The following is a 15412-nucleotide window of genomic DNA, read 5'->3' as shown; positions in this document are numbered from 1 at the left end:
GGAATCGCGCATCGCGGCACTCAAGGCAACGGCACCTTCTTGAGCAATTCGCCGAGCAGGCGGTCGCCGTCCCAGCCTTCGGCGGTGGCTTCATAGCTCGGCAGGATCCGGTGACGCAGCACTTCCGGCGCGATCGCGCGGACGTCGTCGGGCGTGACGAAGTCGCGGCCGGCCAGCCAGGCGTGCGCGCGCGCGCAGCGCTCCAGCGCGATCGAGCCGCGCGGGCTCGCGCCCCAGGCGATGCGCCGGGCCAGCGCGGCGTCGTAGCGCGCGGCATCGCGCGAGGCCAGCACGATCTCGACGAGGTAGCGCTCGACCGCAGGCGCCACGTGCAGGTCGAGCACCGCGGCGCGCGCGGCGAACACATCGGCCTGCGGCATTTTCGCGACCGGTGCGGCCGCGGTCTGCAGGGTCTGACGCGCGCGTTCGCGGGCCAAGCGCAGGATCTCGGTTTCCGCGGCGGCTTCGGGATAGCCGATCCTTACGTGCATCAGGAAGCGGTCGAGCTGCGCCTCCGGTAACGGGAAGGTGCCCTCCTGCTCGATCGGGTTCTGGGTCGCCATCACCAGGAACAAGGGCGGCAGAGCGTACGTCGCGCGGCCGACCGTGACCTGGCGTTCGCCCATCGCCTCGAGCAGTGCCGACTGGACTTTGGCCGGCGCGCGGTTGATCTCGTCGGCGAGCAGGATCGGATGGAAGATCGGCCCGGCCTGGAACTCGAAGCGGCCTTCCTGCGGACGCCAGACTTCGGTGCCGGTCAGGTCGGCCGGGAGCAGGTCGGGGGTGAACTGGACCCGGGCGAAATCGGCTTCCAGGCGCGAGGCCAGCGCGCGCACCGCGCTGGTCTTGGCCAGGCCGGGCGCGCCCTCGACCAGCAGATGGCCGTCGGCGAGCAAGGCGATCAACAGCCGCTCGATCAGTTCGGCCTGGCCGACGATCTCCTGGGCGAGCGCATCGCGCAGTGCGCGGAAGGCGTCGTGCAGGCGCGCGGTCTCGGCATCGGCCTGGGCCGGCGCGGTGTCACGGGGGCGATCGGGGCTGCTGTCCATCCGGTATCCAATGACGATCGAAGGCGAGATCAGTTCGATTTTGACCGAAGTTCGCGAGCGGGGTTCAAAAAAAGCGATTAGGGGACGAACCGCATCCATCGCGAACCAGGCGTGGCGGCATCGAATCCGCGCTATGCGCGACGCAAGTACTTGATTCGCGCCCGTTAAGTCAGTCGCGGCGGCCAAGCGCGAAGGCGTAAACAGGTCGTGCGGCCTGAGCCGCTGTTCAGCCCCTTCGAGCCACTCGGCAGTTCGAACGACGGGGCTGTCCGGACCGCCGGCTCAAATGCAAAGAGGGCCCGAAGGCCCTCTTTGCGATCACGCTCGACGCCGTGGGTCAGCGCTGGGTCACCTTCATCACCTTCGGGGTGACGAAGATCAGCAGTTCGGCCTTTTCCTTGCTGCGGCTCTTCTTCTTGAAGAGGTTGCCGAGGAAGGGGATGTCGGCCAGGAACGGCACCTTGGACAGGTCGGTGCGATCGCGGAACTCGTACACGCCGCCGATCACGACGGTCTGGCCGTCCTCGACCAGCACCGCGGTATTGATGTTGCGCTTGTTGATCTGCGGCACCTGGCCGATCGAGGTGTCGACGAAGCCCTCGATCTCGTCCTTCTTCACGTTCATGTTGAGGAAGACGCGGCCGTCGTTGGTGATGGTCGGGTTGACCTTCATCTCCATCAGCACGTCCTTGAACTGGACGTTCGGGATCGGGATGCTGTTGCCGCCCTGCTGCGGCGAGATCGTCACGTAGCCGACTTCCTGGCCCTGGCTGATCACCGCCTCGCGCTGGTTGCTGGTGACCACGCGCGGATTGGAGACCACTTCGCCGCGGCCTTCGGTCTGCATCGCGCTGAACTCCATGTCCAGGTTGACGTACTTGCCGAGGATGGTGAAGGCGAGCGCGCCGGCCGGATTGGCGATGCCGACGTTGCTGTTGAGGCTGGCCGGGAACAGGAAGGCCGGGTTGGTCAGGGTCTGCAGCAACGAACGAGCTTGACTGAACAGCGCGGTCGCACCGGCGGCGTCGCCGCGGGCCTGCGCATCGTTGCCGTCCCGGGTCAAGGCCGCGGCCTTGCTCTCGATCAGGCTGTTCTGCGCAGCGGTGTTGCGGAAATTGTTGATGCTCTCGAGCGTGCCGCTGGTGATCACGTCGCCCTTGTCGCCGGAGATGCCGAAACGGGCGCCGAGATCGCGAGCGAAGCTTTCGGTGGCGATGACGATGCGGGCCTCGATCAGGACCTGATCGACCGGACGGTCGATGACCCGGATCAGCTCCTTCATCTGCACGATCTTCTTCGGAATATCGCTGATCATCAGGGTGTTGGTGCGCTCGTCGGCGACCAGGCGGCCGCGCGGCGAGAGGAAGCCGTTCTCGTTGTTGTTGCCGCCGCCCTCGCCGCCGCCGCTGCCGCCGATGCCCTTGGCCTCGGTCAGCGCCTTATAGATCTGCGCGGCGTTGTGGTAGTTGATCTGGATGTACTCGGTGCTCAGGTCGACGCGGTTGTCGAGCGCGATGCGGGCGTCTTCGCGGTCCTGCTCGTACTTCGCCACTTCGGCCTGCGGCGCGACCCAGACCACGTTGCCGCTGCGGCGCTTGTCCAGGCCCTTGGCCTGCAGGACGATGTCGAGCGCCTGATCCCACGGCACGTTGACCAGGCGCAGGGTCACGTTGCCCTGCACGGTGTCGGCCGCGACGATGTTGAGGTTGGACTCCTCGGCGACCAACTGCAGCACGGTGCGCACCGGCACGTCCTGGAAGTTGAAGGTCACCGGACGGCCGGAGTAGGAACGGACCACGCCGGCCTGGGTCGACCCCGCAGCAGCGCCCGCGGCGCTCGCCGCCGGCTTGGCGGCGGCCGCGCCGACCGCGCGATTGCCCGTCGCCGCCGTGCGCGGCACGACTTCGACGATGTATTCGCGGCCGGTCTGGTAGGCCATGGTGTCGTAGGCGCCGCTGGTGTTGAGCACCAACTGGGTCCCGGTGCCGCTGGTGCGCGCGTCGACGCGGTGCACCGGCGTGGCGAAGTCGCTGACGTTGAGCGGGCGCTGCAACGAGGCCGGCAGTTGCGCGTTGCCGACGTTGATCAGGACTTCGGAGCCCTGGCTGCGCATGTCCGGCAGGGCGCCGTCGCCGCTGAAGCGCACGATCAGCTTGCCGGAGCCGCCGTCGCCGCGCTTGAAGTCGATGTTCGCGACCGAGATCGTGCCCGGCAGCTGCTTGCCCGGGTCGTTGCTCGGCGTCGGTGCGACCTGCACCGCGGGTGCCTGGACAGCGGGCGCCGTCGTCGCAGCCGCAGGCGGCGCCGCGTGGACGGCGCTGATGCCAGCCAGCAGGCCGACGACGAGTCCGGCCAAGCGCGGACCGGAAGCCATGGGGCGTCGAGCCGACGGCATGGATTTGGCGTTGAGTACGATCATCATGCTATCCCCTAATCATTGATCTTCGAGCGCCACGGAAGCTGGACGTTCCAGCCAACCGCCTGCGCCGTCCGGCACCAGTTCCACCAAGTCGATGCGGTCCTCAGTCACGGCGGTCACACGACCGTCGTTCTGCCCCATGTACGCACCGGGTCGAACACGATAAGTCACTTTGTCGGGCGCCATGACCAGCGCCACGGTACCGCTGCCGCGGCCGAGCGTGCCGACCATATCCAGCGCATCGAGCGGGAACTGTTCGAGCAATTGCTTGCGCCGCACCTTGTCCGGACGCAGGCCGGAGCCGTCGTCTTCGTCGGTGAAGGCGGTGCTGAACGGATCGCGCAGGTCTTGCGCGGCGTATTCGAAGGTCTCGAACTGCTGCATGACCGGCAGCGGGTCCAGCGGCGGCGCCGGTTTGGCCTTGACCTCGGCCACCCACTTTTCGAGGTTGGGCGCATCGCCCGGCGTGCTCGAGATGCTGCGGAAGCAGCCGCTGACGGCAAGCACCACGGCGATCGCGCACAGACCGCGGACGAAGGAACGATTGAGAACGAAGGCGGTGCCCATCTCAGTTGCCCTCCTTTTTCGCGGTGCTCTTGCCCTTGCCCTTGTCGTCGGCAGCATCGCCTTCGGCAGGAGCTTGTGCAGCCATCTCTTCCTCGTCGAGGTAACGGTAGGTCTTGACCGTGCCGGCCAGCTCGAGCGGGCTGTTCGGGGTGATGCCGCCGACCGCGTCCTTGCTGTTCTTGCCCTTGGGCTTCAACGAGATGTCGTGCATGGTCATGATGACCACGCGCGGCAGCGACGCCACGCCGCTGACGAAGGCACCGAACTGGTGGTAGGTGCCCACCATGCGCAAGGCGATCGGCTTCTCGGCGTAGAACTCCTTGGGGACTTCGGCGCCGGGCTGGAACAGCTCGTTGGAGATGCCGGTAGCCAGGGCGGTCTGCGAGATGTCGACGATCAGATCCGGCATCTCGGTCTTGCTCGGCAGCTGGCGCAGCATCTGCTGTAGCTGCTGCTCCATCTGCACGAGCTGCTGCTTGAGCGGCTCCAGGTTGGCGGCCCGGCCCTGCTTGGTCTCGAAGGTGCTGCGCAAATCACGTTCTTTACGCTCCAGGCCTTCGAGCTCGGTGCGCTTATCGCTGACGAACAGCCACCAGGCCAGGCCGATGATCACCACGCCGACGAGGGCGCAGAAGATGATCTGAGCCTGGCGCGGCCAACCGCCGATGTTGTTGATGTCGAGGTTCTTCATAGAAGCCTTTCTGCTCACGACGCGGCTCCTGTCTTGGTGGGCGCCGGCGCTGGCTGGGCCGGCGCGGCAGCAGGCTTGGCGGCCTCGGCGGCCGGCTTGGCCGGCGCCACGGCCGGTTGCGCGCCGCCCGCTGCGGCGGCGGGCGCGACTCCGGCAGGTGCAGTGGCGGCGGCCGCATCGGTGGCCTCGGCGGCCGCGGCCGGCGCATCCGGCACGCCATCGCCGTCCTCGTCCTTAGGCGCGTTCGGATTCGCCAGGGTAACGCGGAGCTTGAACTCGTACGGCAGGCCCTTCTCGTTGCCCTTGGCTTCGATGATGGTCAGGTCGGGCTTGGTCATCCAGCCGGAAGTTTCCAAAGTGCGCATATAGGTACTGACGCGGGCATTGGACTGGGCCCTGCCTTCGAGCGTCAGGATTTCCGCGTCCTGCTTGATCGCCGTCAGCACCGCGCCATCGGGAATGGTGCGCACCAGCGAATCGAACAGATGGACCATCTGCGAGCGGTTGGACTGCAGCTTCTCGATCACTTCCTTGCGGGCGAGCAGCTTGGCCTTCTTCTTGTCGAGCTCTTCGATCTCGGTGATCTTCTTGTCGACCTCGACGATCTGCGCATCAAGAAAGGCATTGCGCTTGCGCTGACCGCTGATTTCGCTGCTGTAATAGAAAACGATCAGCACCGAAAGGGCGACGGCGACCAGGGCCGACAGGCCGAGGATGGCGCCGAACTCTTTCTGTCGTGCTTTGCGCCGTTCGGCGCGCCACGGGAGCAGGTTGATGCGTGCCATCAGTCGAAGCTCCTCAGGGCCAGGCCGCAGGCGATCATCAGCGCGGGGGCGTCCTGTGCCAGCGCATGCGCCTGGACGCGCGGTCCGAGGGTCATGTGGGCGAGCGGGTTGGCCACCGTGGTCGGGACGCCGAGCTGTTCCTCGACCATCTCGGCGATGCGCGGAATCGAAGCGCCGCCGCCGGCCAGTACGATCTGGTCGACGCGGTTGAATTCGCTGCCGGCGTAGAAGAACTGCAACAGGCGGCTGACCTGCTGGACCATCGCTTCCTTGAACGGCTCCAGCACCTCGGCCTGGTAGCTCTCGGGCAGTCCGCCCTGGCGCTTGGCCAGACCGGCTTCCTCGTAGCTCAGGCCGTAACGGCGCATGACCTCGTCGGTCAGCTGCTTGCCGCCGAAGACCTGCTCGCGGTGGTACAGGCTGCGGCCGTTGCGCAGGACGTTGAGCGTGGTCATGGTCGCGCCGGAGTCGACCAGGGCGACCAAGCCGTCGCGCGGGCTGCTCAGAGTGTCGGCCAACAGGGCGAAGGCGTTCTCGATCGCGAACGCTTCCACGTCCATGACGCGGGGCGTCAGTCCGCCGAGCTCCAGCGCCGAAGCGCGAACCTCGACGTTCTCCGAACGCGACGCCGCCAGCAGTACCTGGACCATGTCCGGGCTGCCGGGCATCGGGCCGAGCACCTCGAAGTCGTGGTTCACCTCATCGATCGGGTACGGCACGTAGTTGGCCGCCTCCAACTCGATCTGCGACTCCAGCTCGTCCCCTTCCAGGTCGTTCGGCATGCCGATCACGCGGGTGATCACCGAGGATCCGGCGACGGCCGCGGCGGCGTGCTTGACCCGGGTCCCCGACCTCGCGACCGCACGCTTGATCGCCTCGCCCACCGCCTCGACCTCGACGATGTTCTTCTCCACTACCGCGTTCGGCGGCAGCGGCTCGACAGCATAATGCTCAACGCGGTAGCGATTGCCGACTCGTGAGAGTTGCAATAGCTTCACCGCCGTCGAACTGATGTCCACGCCGACCAACGCCGGCTGGCTTTTCGTGATGAGTCCCACAGTTATCTCCCCATGCCACAAGCGCTTACGCGCACTTCGTGTGGCCCCGGCTTAGATAACGGACTTTTCACAGGCTGGCAACCACTTCTTTCGCGATTGCCAACCCAGTCGTGCTTTTTTGACCCGCAACGTCACGTGACCCCCACCGTCAGTCTGGCGACTGCGTGTAAGACGGCGCAACACCACGGGCCCTCCCCAGCCCGACCTTCCGTCATCCCGTTCCGTGCCGATCGCCCCCAATCGCCCCCATCGCGGCCGCCCTGCGGCGCGTGGTCGCGCCACTACCCTACTCGACCGGCCGGGCCGCGTCGCCCCCCACCGGTCGGCCGGGACCGGAAGCGGGGTCGGGGCCGGGGCCGCGATCCGCGCTCCTCTATACTTGCCCGTCACGACCACCGACTCCGGAATCCGATTCGATGTCCCGTATTCGCCGTTGGCTGCGTTGGGCGCTGTATGCGTTCATCGGCGCAGTCCTGCTGGGCGCCATCGCGCTCGGCACCCTGTACTACCTGATCGTCCCCAAGCTTCCCGACGTCGAGACCCTGCGCACGGTCGAGCTGCAGGAGCCGATGTACGTCTATGCCCGCGACGGGCGCCTGATGGCGCTGTTCGGCGAGACCCGGCGCTACCCGATCGCCATCGAGGACGTGCCCGAGCGGCTCAAGCAGGCCTTCATCGCGATCGAGGACGCCCGCTTCTACAAGCACCACGGCATCGACTACAAGGGTATCGGCCGTGCGATCTGGCTGCTGGCGACCACCGACGACAAGCGCGTCCCGGGCGGCTCGACCATCACCCAGCAGGTGGCGCGCCAGTTCTTCCTGAGCTCGGAATACAGCTACAAGCGCAAGCTCGGCGAAATGCTGTTGGCCATGCGCATGGAGCGCGAGCTCAGCAAGGACGAGATCTTCGAGCTGTACTTGAACAAGAGCTTCTTCGGCAACCGCGCCTACGGCGTCGGCGCCGCGGCCGAGTTCTATTACGGCAAGAAAATGAGCGAGCTGTCGCTCGACGAGATGGCCTCGCTGGCCGGCATTCCGAAGTTTCCCTCCAGCGGCAACCCGCTCAGCAACCCCGACCGCGCCAAGTTGCGCCGCGACTACATCCTCGACCGCATGGCCGAGCAGCGCTTCATCAGCGCCGACGAGGCCGCACAGGCCAAGGCGGTGCCGATGCACGCCAGCCCGCACGAGCGCCCGGTCGAGGTCTACGCGCCCTACGTGGCCGAAATGGTCCGACAGGAAATGATCGCCCGCTACGGCGCCGAGGCGCTGACCAAGGGCTACCACGTCACCACCACCATCGACCCGACCCTGCAGGTCGCCGCCGACAAGGCCGTGCGCGACGGGCTTTCGGTCTACGACCGCCGCCACGGCTGGCACGGGGTCGAGCAGCACTTCGACCTCGCCGCCGGCGAGGACGCCGCGACCGCGCGCCAGCGCCTGCGCGGCATCCCGGCCCAGGCCAACCTGCTGCCGGCAGTGGTGCTCGGCACCACCGGCGGCCAGGCCCAGGTCGTACTCGGCGACGGCACCGAGCTGACCTTGACCGAGAAGCAGGGCTTCGGCGGCCGCAGCCCCGGCAGCCTGGTCAAGCGTGGCGACGTGGTGCGGATCCAGCGCACCGAGACCGCTGCCGAACCCGCGCCCGCTCCGGCGGCACCAGTCGGCAGCGCCACCGGCGCCACGGCGGCCGCAGCGGCCTTGCCGGCCGCGCCGGCCAAGCCGCCGGTGGTGACCTACCGCCTCGACCAGCTGCCCCAGGCGCAGGCCGCGCTGGTGTCGCTGGAGCCCGGCAACGGCGCCCTGCGCGCTTTGTCCGGCGGCTACAGCTTCGCCGGCGCCAAGTTCAACCGCGCCACCCAGGCGCGCCGCCAGCCCGGTTCGAGCTTCAAGCCGTTCGTGTATGCGGCCGCGTTCGAACGCGGCTACAACCCGGCCTCGATCGTCCTCGACGCCCCGGTGGTGTTCAAGGACCGCCGCGGCCACCTGTGGCGCCCGCAGAACGACGGCGGCAACTTCGCCGGCCCGATGCGCGTGCGCGAGGCGATGGTGCAGTCCCGCAACCTGGTCTCGGTGCGCCTGCTCGACGCGATGGGCGTCGACTTCGCCCGCAAGTACATCAGCCACTTCGGCTTCGACCCGGAGCAACTGCCGCCGAACCTGTCGATGTCGTTGGGCACCGCCTCGCTGACGCCGTTGTCGGTCGCGCGCGGCTACGCGGTGTTCGCCAACGGCGGTTTCCGGATCACCCCGTGGTTCATCGACGAGGTCAAGGATCGCGCCGGCGCGGTGGTGTTCAAGGAAAAACCGGCCACCGCCTGCCCCGAATGCGGCGGCCGCGGCGGCACCTCGGCGGCGGTCCCGGTCAGCACCGTGGTCGACGGTTTCGACCTGGGCCCGGCCGACGGCAGCGCCACCGCCGACCCCAAGAAGCCCGATCCCAAGAAGCCCGACCCGAAGGCCAGGCAGGCCGAGAAGCCGGTCGAACAGAAGAAGGCGCCGACCGCGGCCGAGATGGCCAGCATGAACCTGGCGCCGCGCGCGATCGACGATCGCATCGCCTACCAGATCGTCTCGATGCTGCGCGACGTGGTCAAGCGCGGCACCGGCACCGCGGCCAAAGTGCTCGGCCGCGATGACGTCGGCGGCAAGACCGGCTCGACCAACGACCATCGCGACGCCTGGTTCTCCGGCTTCGGCGGCCCCTACGTCACCACGGTCTGGGTCGGCCGCGACAACTACAAGTCGCTGGGCTACCGCGAGTACGGCGGCAAGGCGGCCTTGCCGATCTGGATCGACTACATGCGTGTGGCGCTGAAGGACCAGCCGCTCGCCGCCAACGAGCCGCCGCAAGGCATGGTCAAGGTCTCGGTGGCCGGCAACGGCGCGCTGATTCCCGACGGCGCCGGCGGCGTGATCGAGTGGGTCAAGGCCGAAGACCTCGAGCGCATGCAGACCTATACCGATTACGGCAACGAGGAAGCCGCGCCGTCGGAAGAGTCCTTCGACATCTTCTGAGCCCCCTCCATGCAAGGCCCCGGCCAAGGCCGCACGCAACGCGTGCGGCCTTTTTTCTGCGCGGCGGGGCGCCGTCGCGCCCGAGCGGCCGGCACGCGCTCAGCCCGATGGCGGCTCGCCGGCCAGCGGCCAGCCGGGTGTCGCCTTGCCGGATCGGGCGCCTCGCGCGCTGCCTGGGAACGGGCGAGCCGCATCGACATCGCCCTGACGGACGAACGTGCTAGGTTTGGCCATGCCAGCCCCACCGGCCGCGGCGAGCGCCCTCGTCGTGACGTGCCAGCCCGGAGGTCGAGATGCACCAGGCCCGACAGCACGCACACCAGCATGCGCAGACCCGTATCCGCGAGCGTCGCCATCGCCTCGCTCACGAAGCCGCGCGCCTGATCGCCGAAAGCGGCATCCGCGATTACCATCAGGCCAAGCTCAAGGCCGCCGAGCGCCTGGGCATCTTCGACGATGCCTCGCTGCCGCGTAACCGCGAGATCGAGGACGCCCTGCGCGAGTACCAGCGCCTGTTCCAGCGCGACAACCCGGGCAGCCTGCGCCAACGCCGCGAGGCCGCGCTGCGCGCGATGGAATTCTTCGCCGAGTTCGAGCCGCGCTTGGTCGGCCCGGTGCTCGACGGCACCGCCGACGCGCGCAGTCCGGTTTCCCTGCACCTGTACAGCGACGATCCGGACGCCGCGCCGCGTTTCCTCGATCAGCACCTCATCCCGGCCGAAGCGCGCGAGCGCCGCCTGCGCCTGGACCGCGAACGCAGCCAGGACTTCCCGGTCTGGCTGTTCGGCGCCGAGGACCTGACCTTCGACCTGACCGTGTTGCCGCTCGACGTGCTGCGCCAGGCGCCGCTGTCGAACGTCGACGAGAAACCGATGAAACGCGCGTCGGCATCGCAGTTGCGCCAATTGCTGGCCGACGAAGAGATCTCCGACTTCGAGCGCGGCTGAGCGCACCCGGCAGGGTGCGGGCGCTGCCATGCGCTCGCAAGGCAAGTCCGGCGAGGCGGATTCGCCGCGCGATGGATGACGCCGGGCGCGCCCTGCGGCGACAATCGCCGCACACCCCGATCAAGGACGTTTCATGCGACTCAAGGAAACCGCGTTGCTCTGCCTGCTGCCCTTCGCTTTCGCCGCCGGCACCGCCGCCGCGGCGCCGCCGATCGCGCTGTCGCAGTTGTACGCGAGCTACGAAAACGCCGACCACAGCGCCCTGTCGATGCCCGAGTACGACCAGCCGGTGCGCTTCACCGCGATGGTACTGGAACAGAACACCTCGATAGCCGATACCGCGCTCACCTCGGCGACCGATGCCGACGGCGAAGTCGAATACGCGCGCCTGAGCGGCGAGGACCGCAAGCTGGCCGCGCTGGAGCCCGGTGCGGCCTTCACCGCGACCTGCACGGTCGGCTTCAGCTCCGGCACCGACTACCTGAATCTGACCGACTGCGTGGTCGAGTAAGCCGGCCGGAAGGCGCGGCCCGCGCCGCGCGGGTTGGCGCCGCGGCGCCCGCAGCCCAGGCACAAACGAAAACGCCCCGCCGAAGCGGGGCGTTTTGCGTCGACGGACGACCGCTCAGCGCTGGTCGGCGCCGACGTAGTCGCGCGTGGCGTGGCCGGTATAGATCTGGCGCGGACGGCCGATCTTGTTTTCGGGATCGTTCTGCTGTTCCAGCCAGTGCGAGACCCAGCCGGCGGTGCGCGCGATCGCGAACATGACCGTGAACATCTCGACCGGAATGCCGAGCGCCTTGTAGATGATGCCCGAGTAGAAATCGACGTTCGGGTAGAGCTTGCGCTGGACGAAATACTCGTCCTTGAGCGCGGCCTCTTCGAGCTTCATCGCCACTTCGAGCAGCGGATCGTTGACGCCGAGCTCGCCGAGCACGTCGTGGGTCATCTTGCGGACCAGCGCGGCGCGCGGATCGTAGTTCTTGTAAACGCGGTGGCCGAAGCCCATCAGGCGGAAGCCCGATTCCTTGTCCTTGGCCTTGTCGATCGCGCCCTTGACGTTCTCGGGGCGGCCGATCTCGTTGAGCATCTTGAGCACGGCCTCGTTGGCGCCGCCGTGCGCCGGCCCCCACAACGCGGCGACGCCGGAGGCGACGCTGACGTAGGGATTGGCGCCGGTCGAACCGACCAGGCGCACGGTCGAGGTCGAGGCGTTCTGCTCGTGATCGGCGTGCAGGATGAACAGCAGGTCCATCGCCTTGGCGGCGACCGGATTGAGTTCCAGCGGCTCGCTCGGCACTTCGAACAGCATGTGCAGGAAGCGCGTGGTGTAGTCGAGGCTGTTCTTCGGATAGCGGATCGGCCAGCCGATCGAATAACGATGGCAGGCGGCGGCGATCGTCGGCACCTTGGCGATCAGGCGGATCGCGGCCAGCCGGCGCTGTTCCGGGTCTTCGAGGTCGAGTTCGTTGTGGTAGAAGCTCGCCATCGAGCCGAGCATGCCGACCAGCATCGCCATCGGGTGGGCGTCGTGGCGGAAGCCGTACAGGAAGGTACGAAACGCTTCGTGCATCATCGTGTGATGCGTGACTTCGTGCTCGAACTTGCTGAATTCGTTCGCCGTCGGCAGTTCGCCGTTCATCAGCAGATAGGCGACTTCGAGGAAGTTCGACTTCTCGGCGAGCTGTTCGATCGGGTAACCGCGGTACAGCAGCACGCCCTCATCGCCGTCGATGTAGGTGATCGCCGACTTGCAACTGGCGGTGGCGGTGAAGCCGGGGTCGTAGGTGAACATCCCGGTTTCTTTCGGCAGCTTGGCGATGTCGACGCAGGATGCGCCCAACACCGGATGCTGTACCGGCAAGATCACGCTCTTGTCGCCGGCGGTCAGGGTGACCTGATCGAGGCCGGCTTTTTTGGAATCATCGGACACGAAACACTCCTCAATCTGCCTGCCGCAGGGAAGGCCGCGGCAGGAGGGGGACGGGGGTCGCATTTGAACTGCGATGCTGAATTATCGCACAACGCTACTTGAGCCCAAGCTCGGACTTTGGTCGGGAGGGGCGCATGGGGGCCACGCTGCGTTTCATCGCCGGGATCGGTTTTCGATCCCGAGACAGGCCCCGAGAGGCTCAGCGCCGGCCGGCGCGGACTGGCTTGTCGCGGCTTGGCGGAAACCCTGTCGCGAGGCGGTCGCCGGACCGGAAACGTCGGCGCGCCGATGCGGGGCCAGGCGTGAAATCCCGCCCGAACACCCCGAGGCCATGGACCGTCCTCGCCCGGGACACGGGGGCAGCGGCCCGGCCCGACTCGCTGCGGCGACTTGGCCGGGGGCTCCCCGCAAGCAGCGACGGCAAACGCGCCCGCTGCGGATCGGCAGCAGCGCGCGACGCGCAGAAAGCGCGACATCGGCGCAAACGCAAACGGCCGCCCTTTCGGGCAGCCGTTGTGCGCACAGCGGTTGCGACGCGATTACTTCTGCGCGTAACGCTTGCGGAACTTGTCGACGCGGCCGCTGGTATCCATGATCTTGTGCTTGCCCGTATAGAACGGGTGCGACGCCGACGAGATGTCGACCTTGATCAGCGGATACTCGGTGCCGTCGAGCTTGATCGTTTCCTTGCTCGACAGGGTCGAACGGGTCAGGATCTGGAAGTCGGTGGTGACGTCCTGGAACACGACGTTACGGTATTCGGGATGGATGCCTGCCTTCATGGCACTCAACCTTAGGTATGCGGGAAAGTCGGGCAGTATAGCGGGCGGATTGGGGGGCTTGCAAGTCCGTATGAGGTGGAAATTGGGGGCGGCGGCCGGGGAGGCTGAACACGGCGCGGAGCTGGACGCTCCGCCTCCTGCCCCGCCCGCATTCGACCGGGGACGGACTCTGGACTATGCGGCCAGTGCCTTCTGAATCGGGAGCTCGCGGCGCTGTTGCTTCTGCTCCTCTCGCCGCACGCCTACTCTCCTCTGCCTGGGTGTGCGGCCAGTGCCTTCTGAGTCGGGAGCTCGCAGCGCTGTTGCTTCTGCTCCTCTCGCCGGATGCCTACTCTTCTCTGCCTGGGTGTGCGGCCAGTGCCTTCTGAGTCGGGAGCTCGCGGCGCTGTTGTTTCTGCTCCTCTCGCCGGACGCCTACTCTCCTCTGCCTGGGTGTGCGGCCAGTGCCTTCTGAATCGGGAGCTCGCGGCGCTGTTGCTTCTGCTCCTCTCGCCGCACGCCTACTCTCCTCTGCCTGGGTGTGCGGCCAGTGCCTTCTGAATCGGGAGCTCGCAGCGCTGTTGCTTCTGCTCCTCTCGCCGGACGCCTACTCTCCTCTGCCTGGGTGTGCGGCCAGTGCCTTCTGAATCAGGGTTTCGAAGCGCTGTTGATCGTATTTCATGAGAATCGCTACCTTGTCGGGGCGGCCTTCCTGGCGACGCCAGTCGACCACGGTCGCGCCGCGGCTGTGGGTGCCTTCGAGTTCGATCGAGACCGGACGCTCCTGCACGTCCAGCGCGCCGTCGGGCTCCAGCGCGAACGCCATCGCCAGGGCATCGGCGGCGTGCCAGTGATCGCCGCGGCGGTCGATCGACCACATCCGGGTCTTCTCGGAAATACGCTCGTAGAACTGGCCGCGCGGCGAGTCGGTCCGGAACCAGGTCAGCACGCGATCATGATGCAGGCCATGGGCGATCACCGCTTCCCAGTCGGCCAGGTCGATGCGTTCGAAGGCTTCGAACACGATGTGCGCGGCTTCCGGATCGAAGTAGATGTTGAACTCGGCGGCCGGGGTGATGTTGCCCTGGCAGGTCACCGCGCCGCCCATCACCACCAGGCGCGCGATGCGTTGCGGCAGGGTCGGATCGAGCTTGAGCGCGAGCGCGACGTTGGTCAGCGGCCCCAGGGCCACCAGCAACAACTTGCCGGCGTGTTCGTGCGACAGGCGGAGGATCGCGAGCGCGGCATGCTCGGCTTCGACCTGACGCGCGGCGGCTTCGTAGCCGACGTCGCCGAAACCGTCCTGGCCGTGCACATAGCCCGCATCCGGCGAGGGATGCAGCAGGGGCGCATCGGCGCCGGCGAACACCGGCACGTCGACGCCGGAGACCTCGCACAATTTCAGCGCGTTGGCGACGGTGTGCTTGAGGCCGACGTTGCCGGCGGCGATGGTCAGGCCGACCAGCTCGTGGCGCGGATCGTTGAACGCCATCAGCAGCGCCAGCGCGTCGTCCACGCCGGGGTCGGTATCGATAAGCAGGGGAATGCGGTCGGTCATGAAGCCACTCGTTCGTCGTTGACGGCCGTGTCGGCCGGGACAGCGTGCAGCGCGCCTTCGTAGCGCAACAGCTCGCCGAAGGGAAACAGGGAAAAAGCCACGGCGAAGCGATAGCGCCCGCCGTCTTCGATGCGCTTGCAGGCATCGGTGCGCGGAAACAGGAACAGCGGCAACGGCACGCCGCCGATGGCGACGCCGCGCAAGCGCCAGCGCCAACCGCCGCCGTCGAGATCGACGCCGAGTTTCATCCGCGCCGGGCCGGTGCTTTCCAGCCAATGGCCGTCCGGATAGCGGCCGACCGGACGGAACACCGAGACCAGTTCGCTGCCGTCGTCGAAACGACGGCGCCACTGCATGGCCTGGGCGTCGTGGACGATGTCGACCCGGAAGCCGCGATGCGCGCGATCGACCGGGATGCCGAGGCGCCGGGCGAGCCGGCGTCCGATATGGCCGGCCAGGCCGGTGCCGGTGGAGACGGCGATCTGTCCGCCCAGGGTCCCGCCGCTGCGGTGCAGCGCCTGCAGCAAGGGATGCAGCCGGCCGAAAGCCGGGCCGAACCATTGCGTGGCCGCGTTTTGAAGGGCTCCCGGCATCCGGGTGGGGCGCTCCAGCTGGCGGGACACT

The 15412-nt window shown here is 67.5% G+C and carries 13 protein-coding genes; 3 read left to right on the top strand and 10 right to left on the bottom strand.

Annotated elements, in window-relative coordinates:
• Positions 1–20: 20 nt before the first annotated feature.
• The 6 genes from AC6CH2_RS10160 to AC6CH2_RS10135 all read right to left on the bottom strand — a co-directional run bounded on the left by AC6CH2_RS10160 (position 21) and on the right by AC6CH2_RS10135 (position 6569).
• Positions 21–1049: an AAA family ATPase gene (locus tag AC6CH2_RS10160; RefSeq protein ID WP_498269148.1), complete on the bottom strand. Its 1029-nt coding sequence runs from the start codon at positions 1047–1049 to the stop codon at positions 21–23.
• 337 nt (positions 1050–1386) lie between these two features.
• A complete protein-coding gene (locus AC6CH2_RS10155; RefSeq protein WP_498269147.1) occupies positions 1387–3468 on the bottom strand; it encodes a type IV pilus secretin PilQ in 2082 nt (693 codons plus the stop codon).
• Positions 3469–3483: 15 nt separating this feature from the next.
• Positions 3484–4035 (bottom strand): pilus assembly protein PilP, encoded by a 552-nt coding sequence (locus AC6CH2_RS10150; protein ID WP_498269146.1) that lies wholly within the window; start codon positions 4033–4035, stop codon positions 3484–3486.
• Position 4036: 1 nt separating this feature from the next.
• Positions 4037–4744 (bottom strand): type IV pilus inner membrane component PilO, encoded by a 708-nt coding sequence (locus AC6CH2_RS10145; RefSeq protein ID WP_498269145.1) that lies wholly within the window; start codon positions 4742–4744, stop codon positions 4037–4039.
• The gene (locus AC6CH2_RS10140) at positions 4741–5511 is read right to left on the bottom strand and encodes a PilN domain-containing protein (RefSeq protein WP_498269144.1); all 771 of its coding nucleotides are present in this window, start codon (positions 5509–5511) and stop codon (positions 4741–4743) included. Before AC6CH2_RS10140 ends, AC6CH2_RS10145 begins: the two co-directional genes overlap by 4 nt.
• Positions 5511–6569 carry a pilus assembly protein PilM gene (locus tag AC6CH2_RS10135; RefSeq protein ID WP_057919051.1) on the bottom strand — a complete coding sequence of 353 codons (1059 nt, stop codon included), beginning with the start codon at positions 6567–6569 and terminating at the stop codon, positions 5511–5513. The genes AC6CH2_RS10140 and AC6CH2_RS10135 overlap by 1 nt, the downstream gene beginning before the upstream one ends.
• Before the next feature lie 416 nt (positions 6570–6985).
• Between AC6CH2_RS10135 and AC6CH2_RS10130 the strand changes: the two genes are divergently transcribed.
• The 3 genes from AC6CH2_RS10130 to AC6CH2_RS10120 all read left to right on the top strand — a co-directional run bounded on the left by AC6CH2_RS10130 (position 6986) and on the right by AC6CH2_RS10120 (position 11047).
• Positions 6986–9589 (top strand): penicillin-binding protein 1A, encoded by a 2604-nt coding sequence (locus AC6CH2_RS10130; RefSeq protein WP_498269143.1) that lies wholly within the window; start codon positions 6986–6988, stop codon positions 9587–9589.
• 293 nt (positions 9590–9882) lie between these two features.
• On the top strand, positions 9883–10536 hold the full coding sequence (locus tag AC6CH2_RS10125) for a hypothetical protein (protein ID WP_435396204.1): 654 nt from the start codon (positions 9883–9885) through the stop codon (positions 10534–10536).
• Positions 10537–10669: 133 nt separating this feature from the next.
• Positions 10670–11047 carry a hypothetical protein gene (locus AC6CH2_RS10120; RefSeq protein ID WP_498269142.1) on the top strand — a complete coding sequence of 126 codons (378 nt, stop codon included), beginning with the start codon at positions 10670–10672 and terminating at the stop codon, positions 11045–11047.
• A gap of 114 nt (positions 11048–11161) precedes the next feature.
• Here the strand turns inward: AC6CH2_RS10120 and AC6CH2_RS10115 are convergent, their stop codons facing one another.
• The 4 genes from AC6CH2_RS10115 to AC6CH2_RS10100 all read right to left on the bottom strand — a co-directional run bounded on the left by AC6CH2_RS10115 (position 11162) and on the right by AC6CH2_RS10100 (position 15411).
• A complete protein-coding gene (locus AC6CH2_RS10115) occupies positions 11162–12469 on the bottom strand; it encodes a citrate synthase (protein WP_435396206.1) in 1308 nt (435 codons plus the stop codon).
• A 539-nt stretch (positions 12470–13008) separates the two neighbouring features.
• Entirely contained in the window at positions 13009–13251 is a 243-nt protein-coding gene (locus tag AC6CH2_RS10110) for a type B 50S ribosomal protein L31 (RefSeq protein WP_031372636.1), read from the bottom strand.
• A gap of 586 nt (positions 13252–13837) precedes the next feature.
• Positions 13838–14788 carry a nucleoside hydrolase gene (locus AC6CH2_RS10105; protein ID WP_498269141.1) on the bottom strand — a complete coding sequence of 317 codons (951 nt, stop codon included), beginning with the start codon at positions 14786–14788 and terminating at the stop codon, positions 13838–13840.
• On the bottom strand, positions 14785–15411 hold the full coding sequence (locus AC6CH2_RS10100) for a DUF4166 domain-containing protein (protein ID WP_435396208.1): 627 nt from the start codon (positions 15409–15411) through the stop codon (positions 14785–14787). The genes AC6CH2_RS10105 and AC6CH2_RS10100 overlap by 4 nt, the downstream gene beginning before the upstream one ends.
• Position 15412 lies beyond the last annotated feature (1 nt).

It is taken from the genome of Lysobacter sp. GQ73 (genome assembly GCF_059758755.1).
The sequence above is the reverse complement of the archived record's forward strand: the minus strand, read 5'-3'. Positions and strand labels throughout refer to the sequence as shown.

Coding starts and splice junctions, on each gene's coding strand:
- AC6CH2_RS10160 (WP_498269148.1), bottom strand. CDS start 1,049: ATGGACAGCAGCCCCGATCGCCCCCGTGACACCGCGCCGGCCCAGGCC.
- AC6CH2_RS10155 (WP_498269147.1), bottom strand. CDS start 3,468: ATGATCGTACTCAACGCCAAATCCATGCCGTCGGCTCGACGCCCCATG.
- AC6CH2_RS10150 (WP_498269146.1), bottom strand. CDS start 4,035: ATGGGCACCGCCTTCGTTCTCAATCGTTCCTTCGTCCGCGGTCTGTGC.
- AC6CH2_RS10140 (WP_498269144.1), bottom strand. CDS start 5,511: ATGGCACGCATCAACCTGCTCCCGTGGCGCGCCGAACGGCGCAAAGCA.
- AC6CH2_RS10130 (WP_498269143.1), top strand. CDS start 6,986: ATGTCCCGTATTCGCCGTTGGCTGCGTTGGGCGCTGTATGCGTTCATC.
- AC6CH2_RS10125 (WP_435396204.1), top strand. CDS start 9,883: ATGCACCAGGCCCGACAGCACGCACACCAGCATGCGCAGACCCGTATC.
- AC6CH2_RS10120 (WP_498269142.1), top strand. CDS start 10,670: ATGCGACTCAAGGAAACCGCGTTGCTCTGCCTGCTGCCCTTCGCTTTC.
- AC6CH2_RS10110 (WP_031372636.1), bottom strand. CDS start 13,251: ATGAAGGCAGGCATCCATCCCGAATACCGTAACGTCGTGTTCCAGGAC.
- AC6CH2_RS10105 (WP_498269141.1), bottom strand. CDS start 14,788: ATGACCGACCGCATTCCCCTGCTTATCGATACCGACCCCGGCGTGGAC.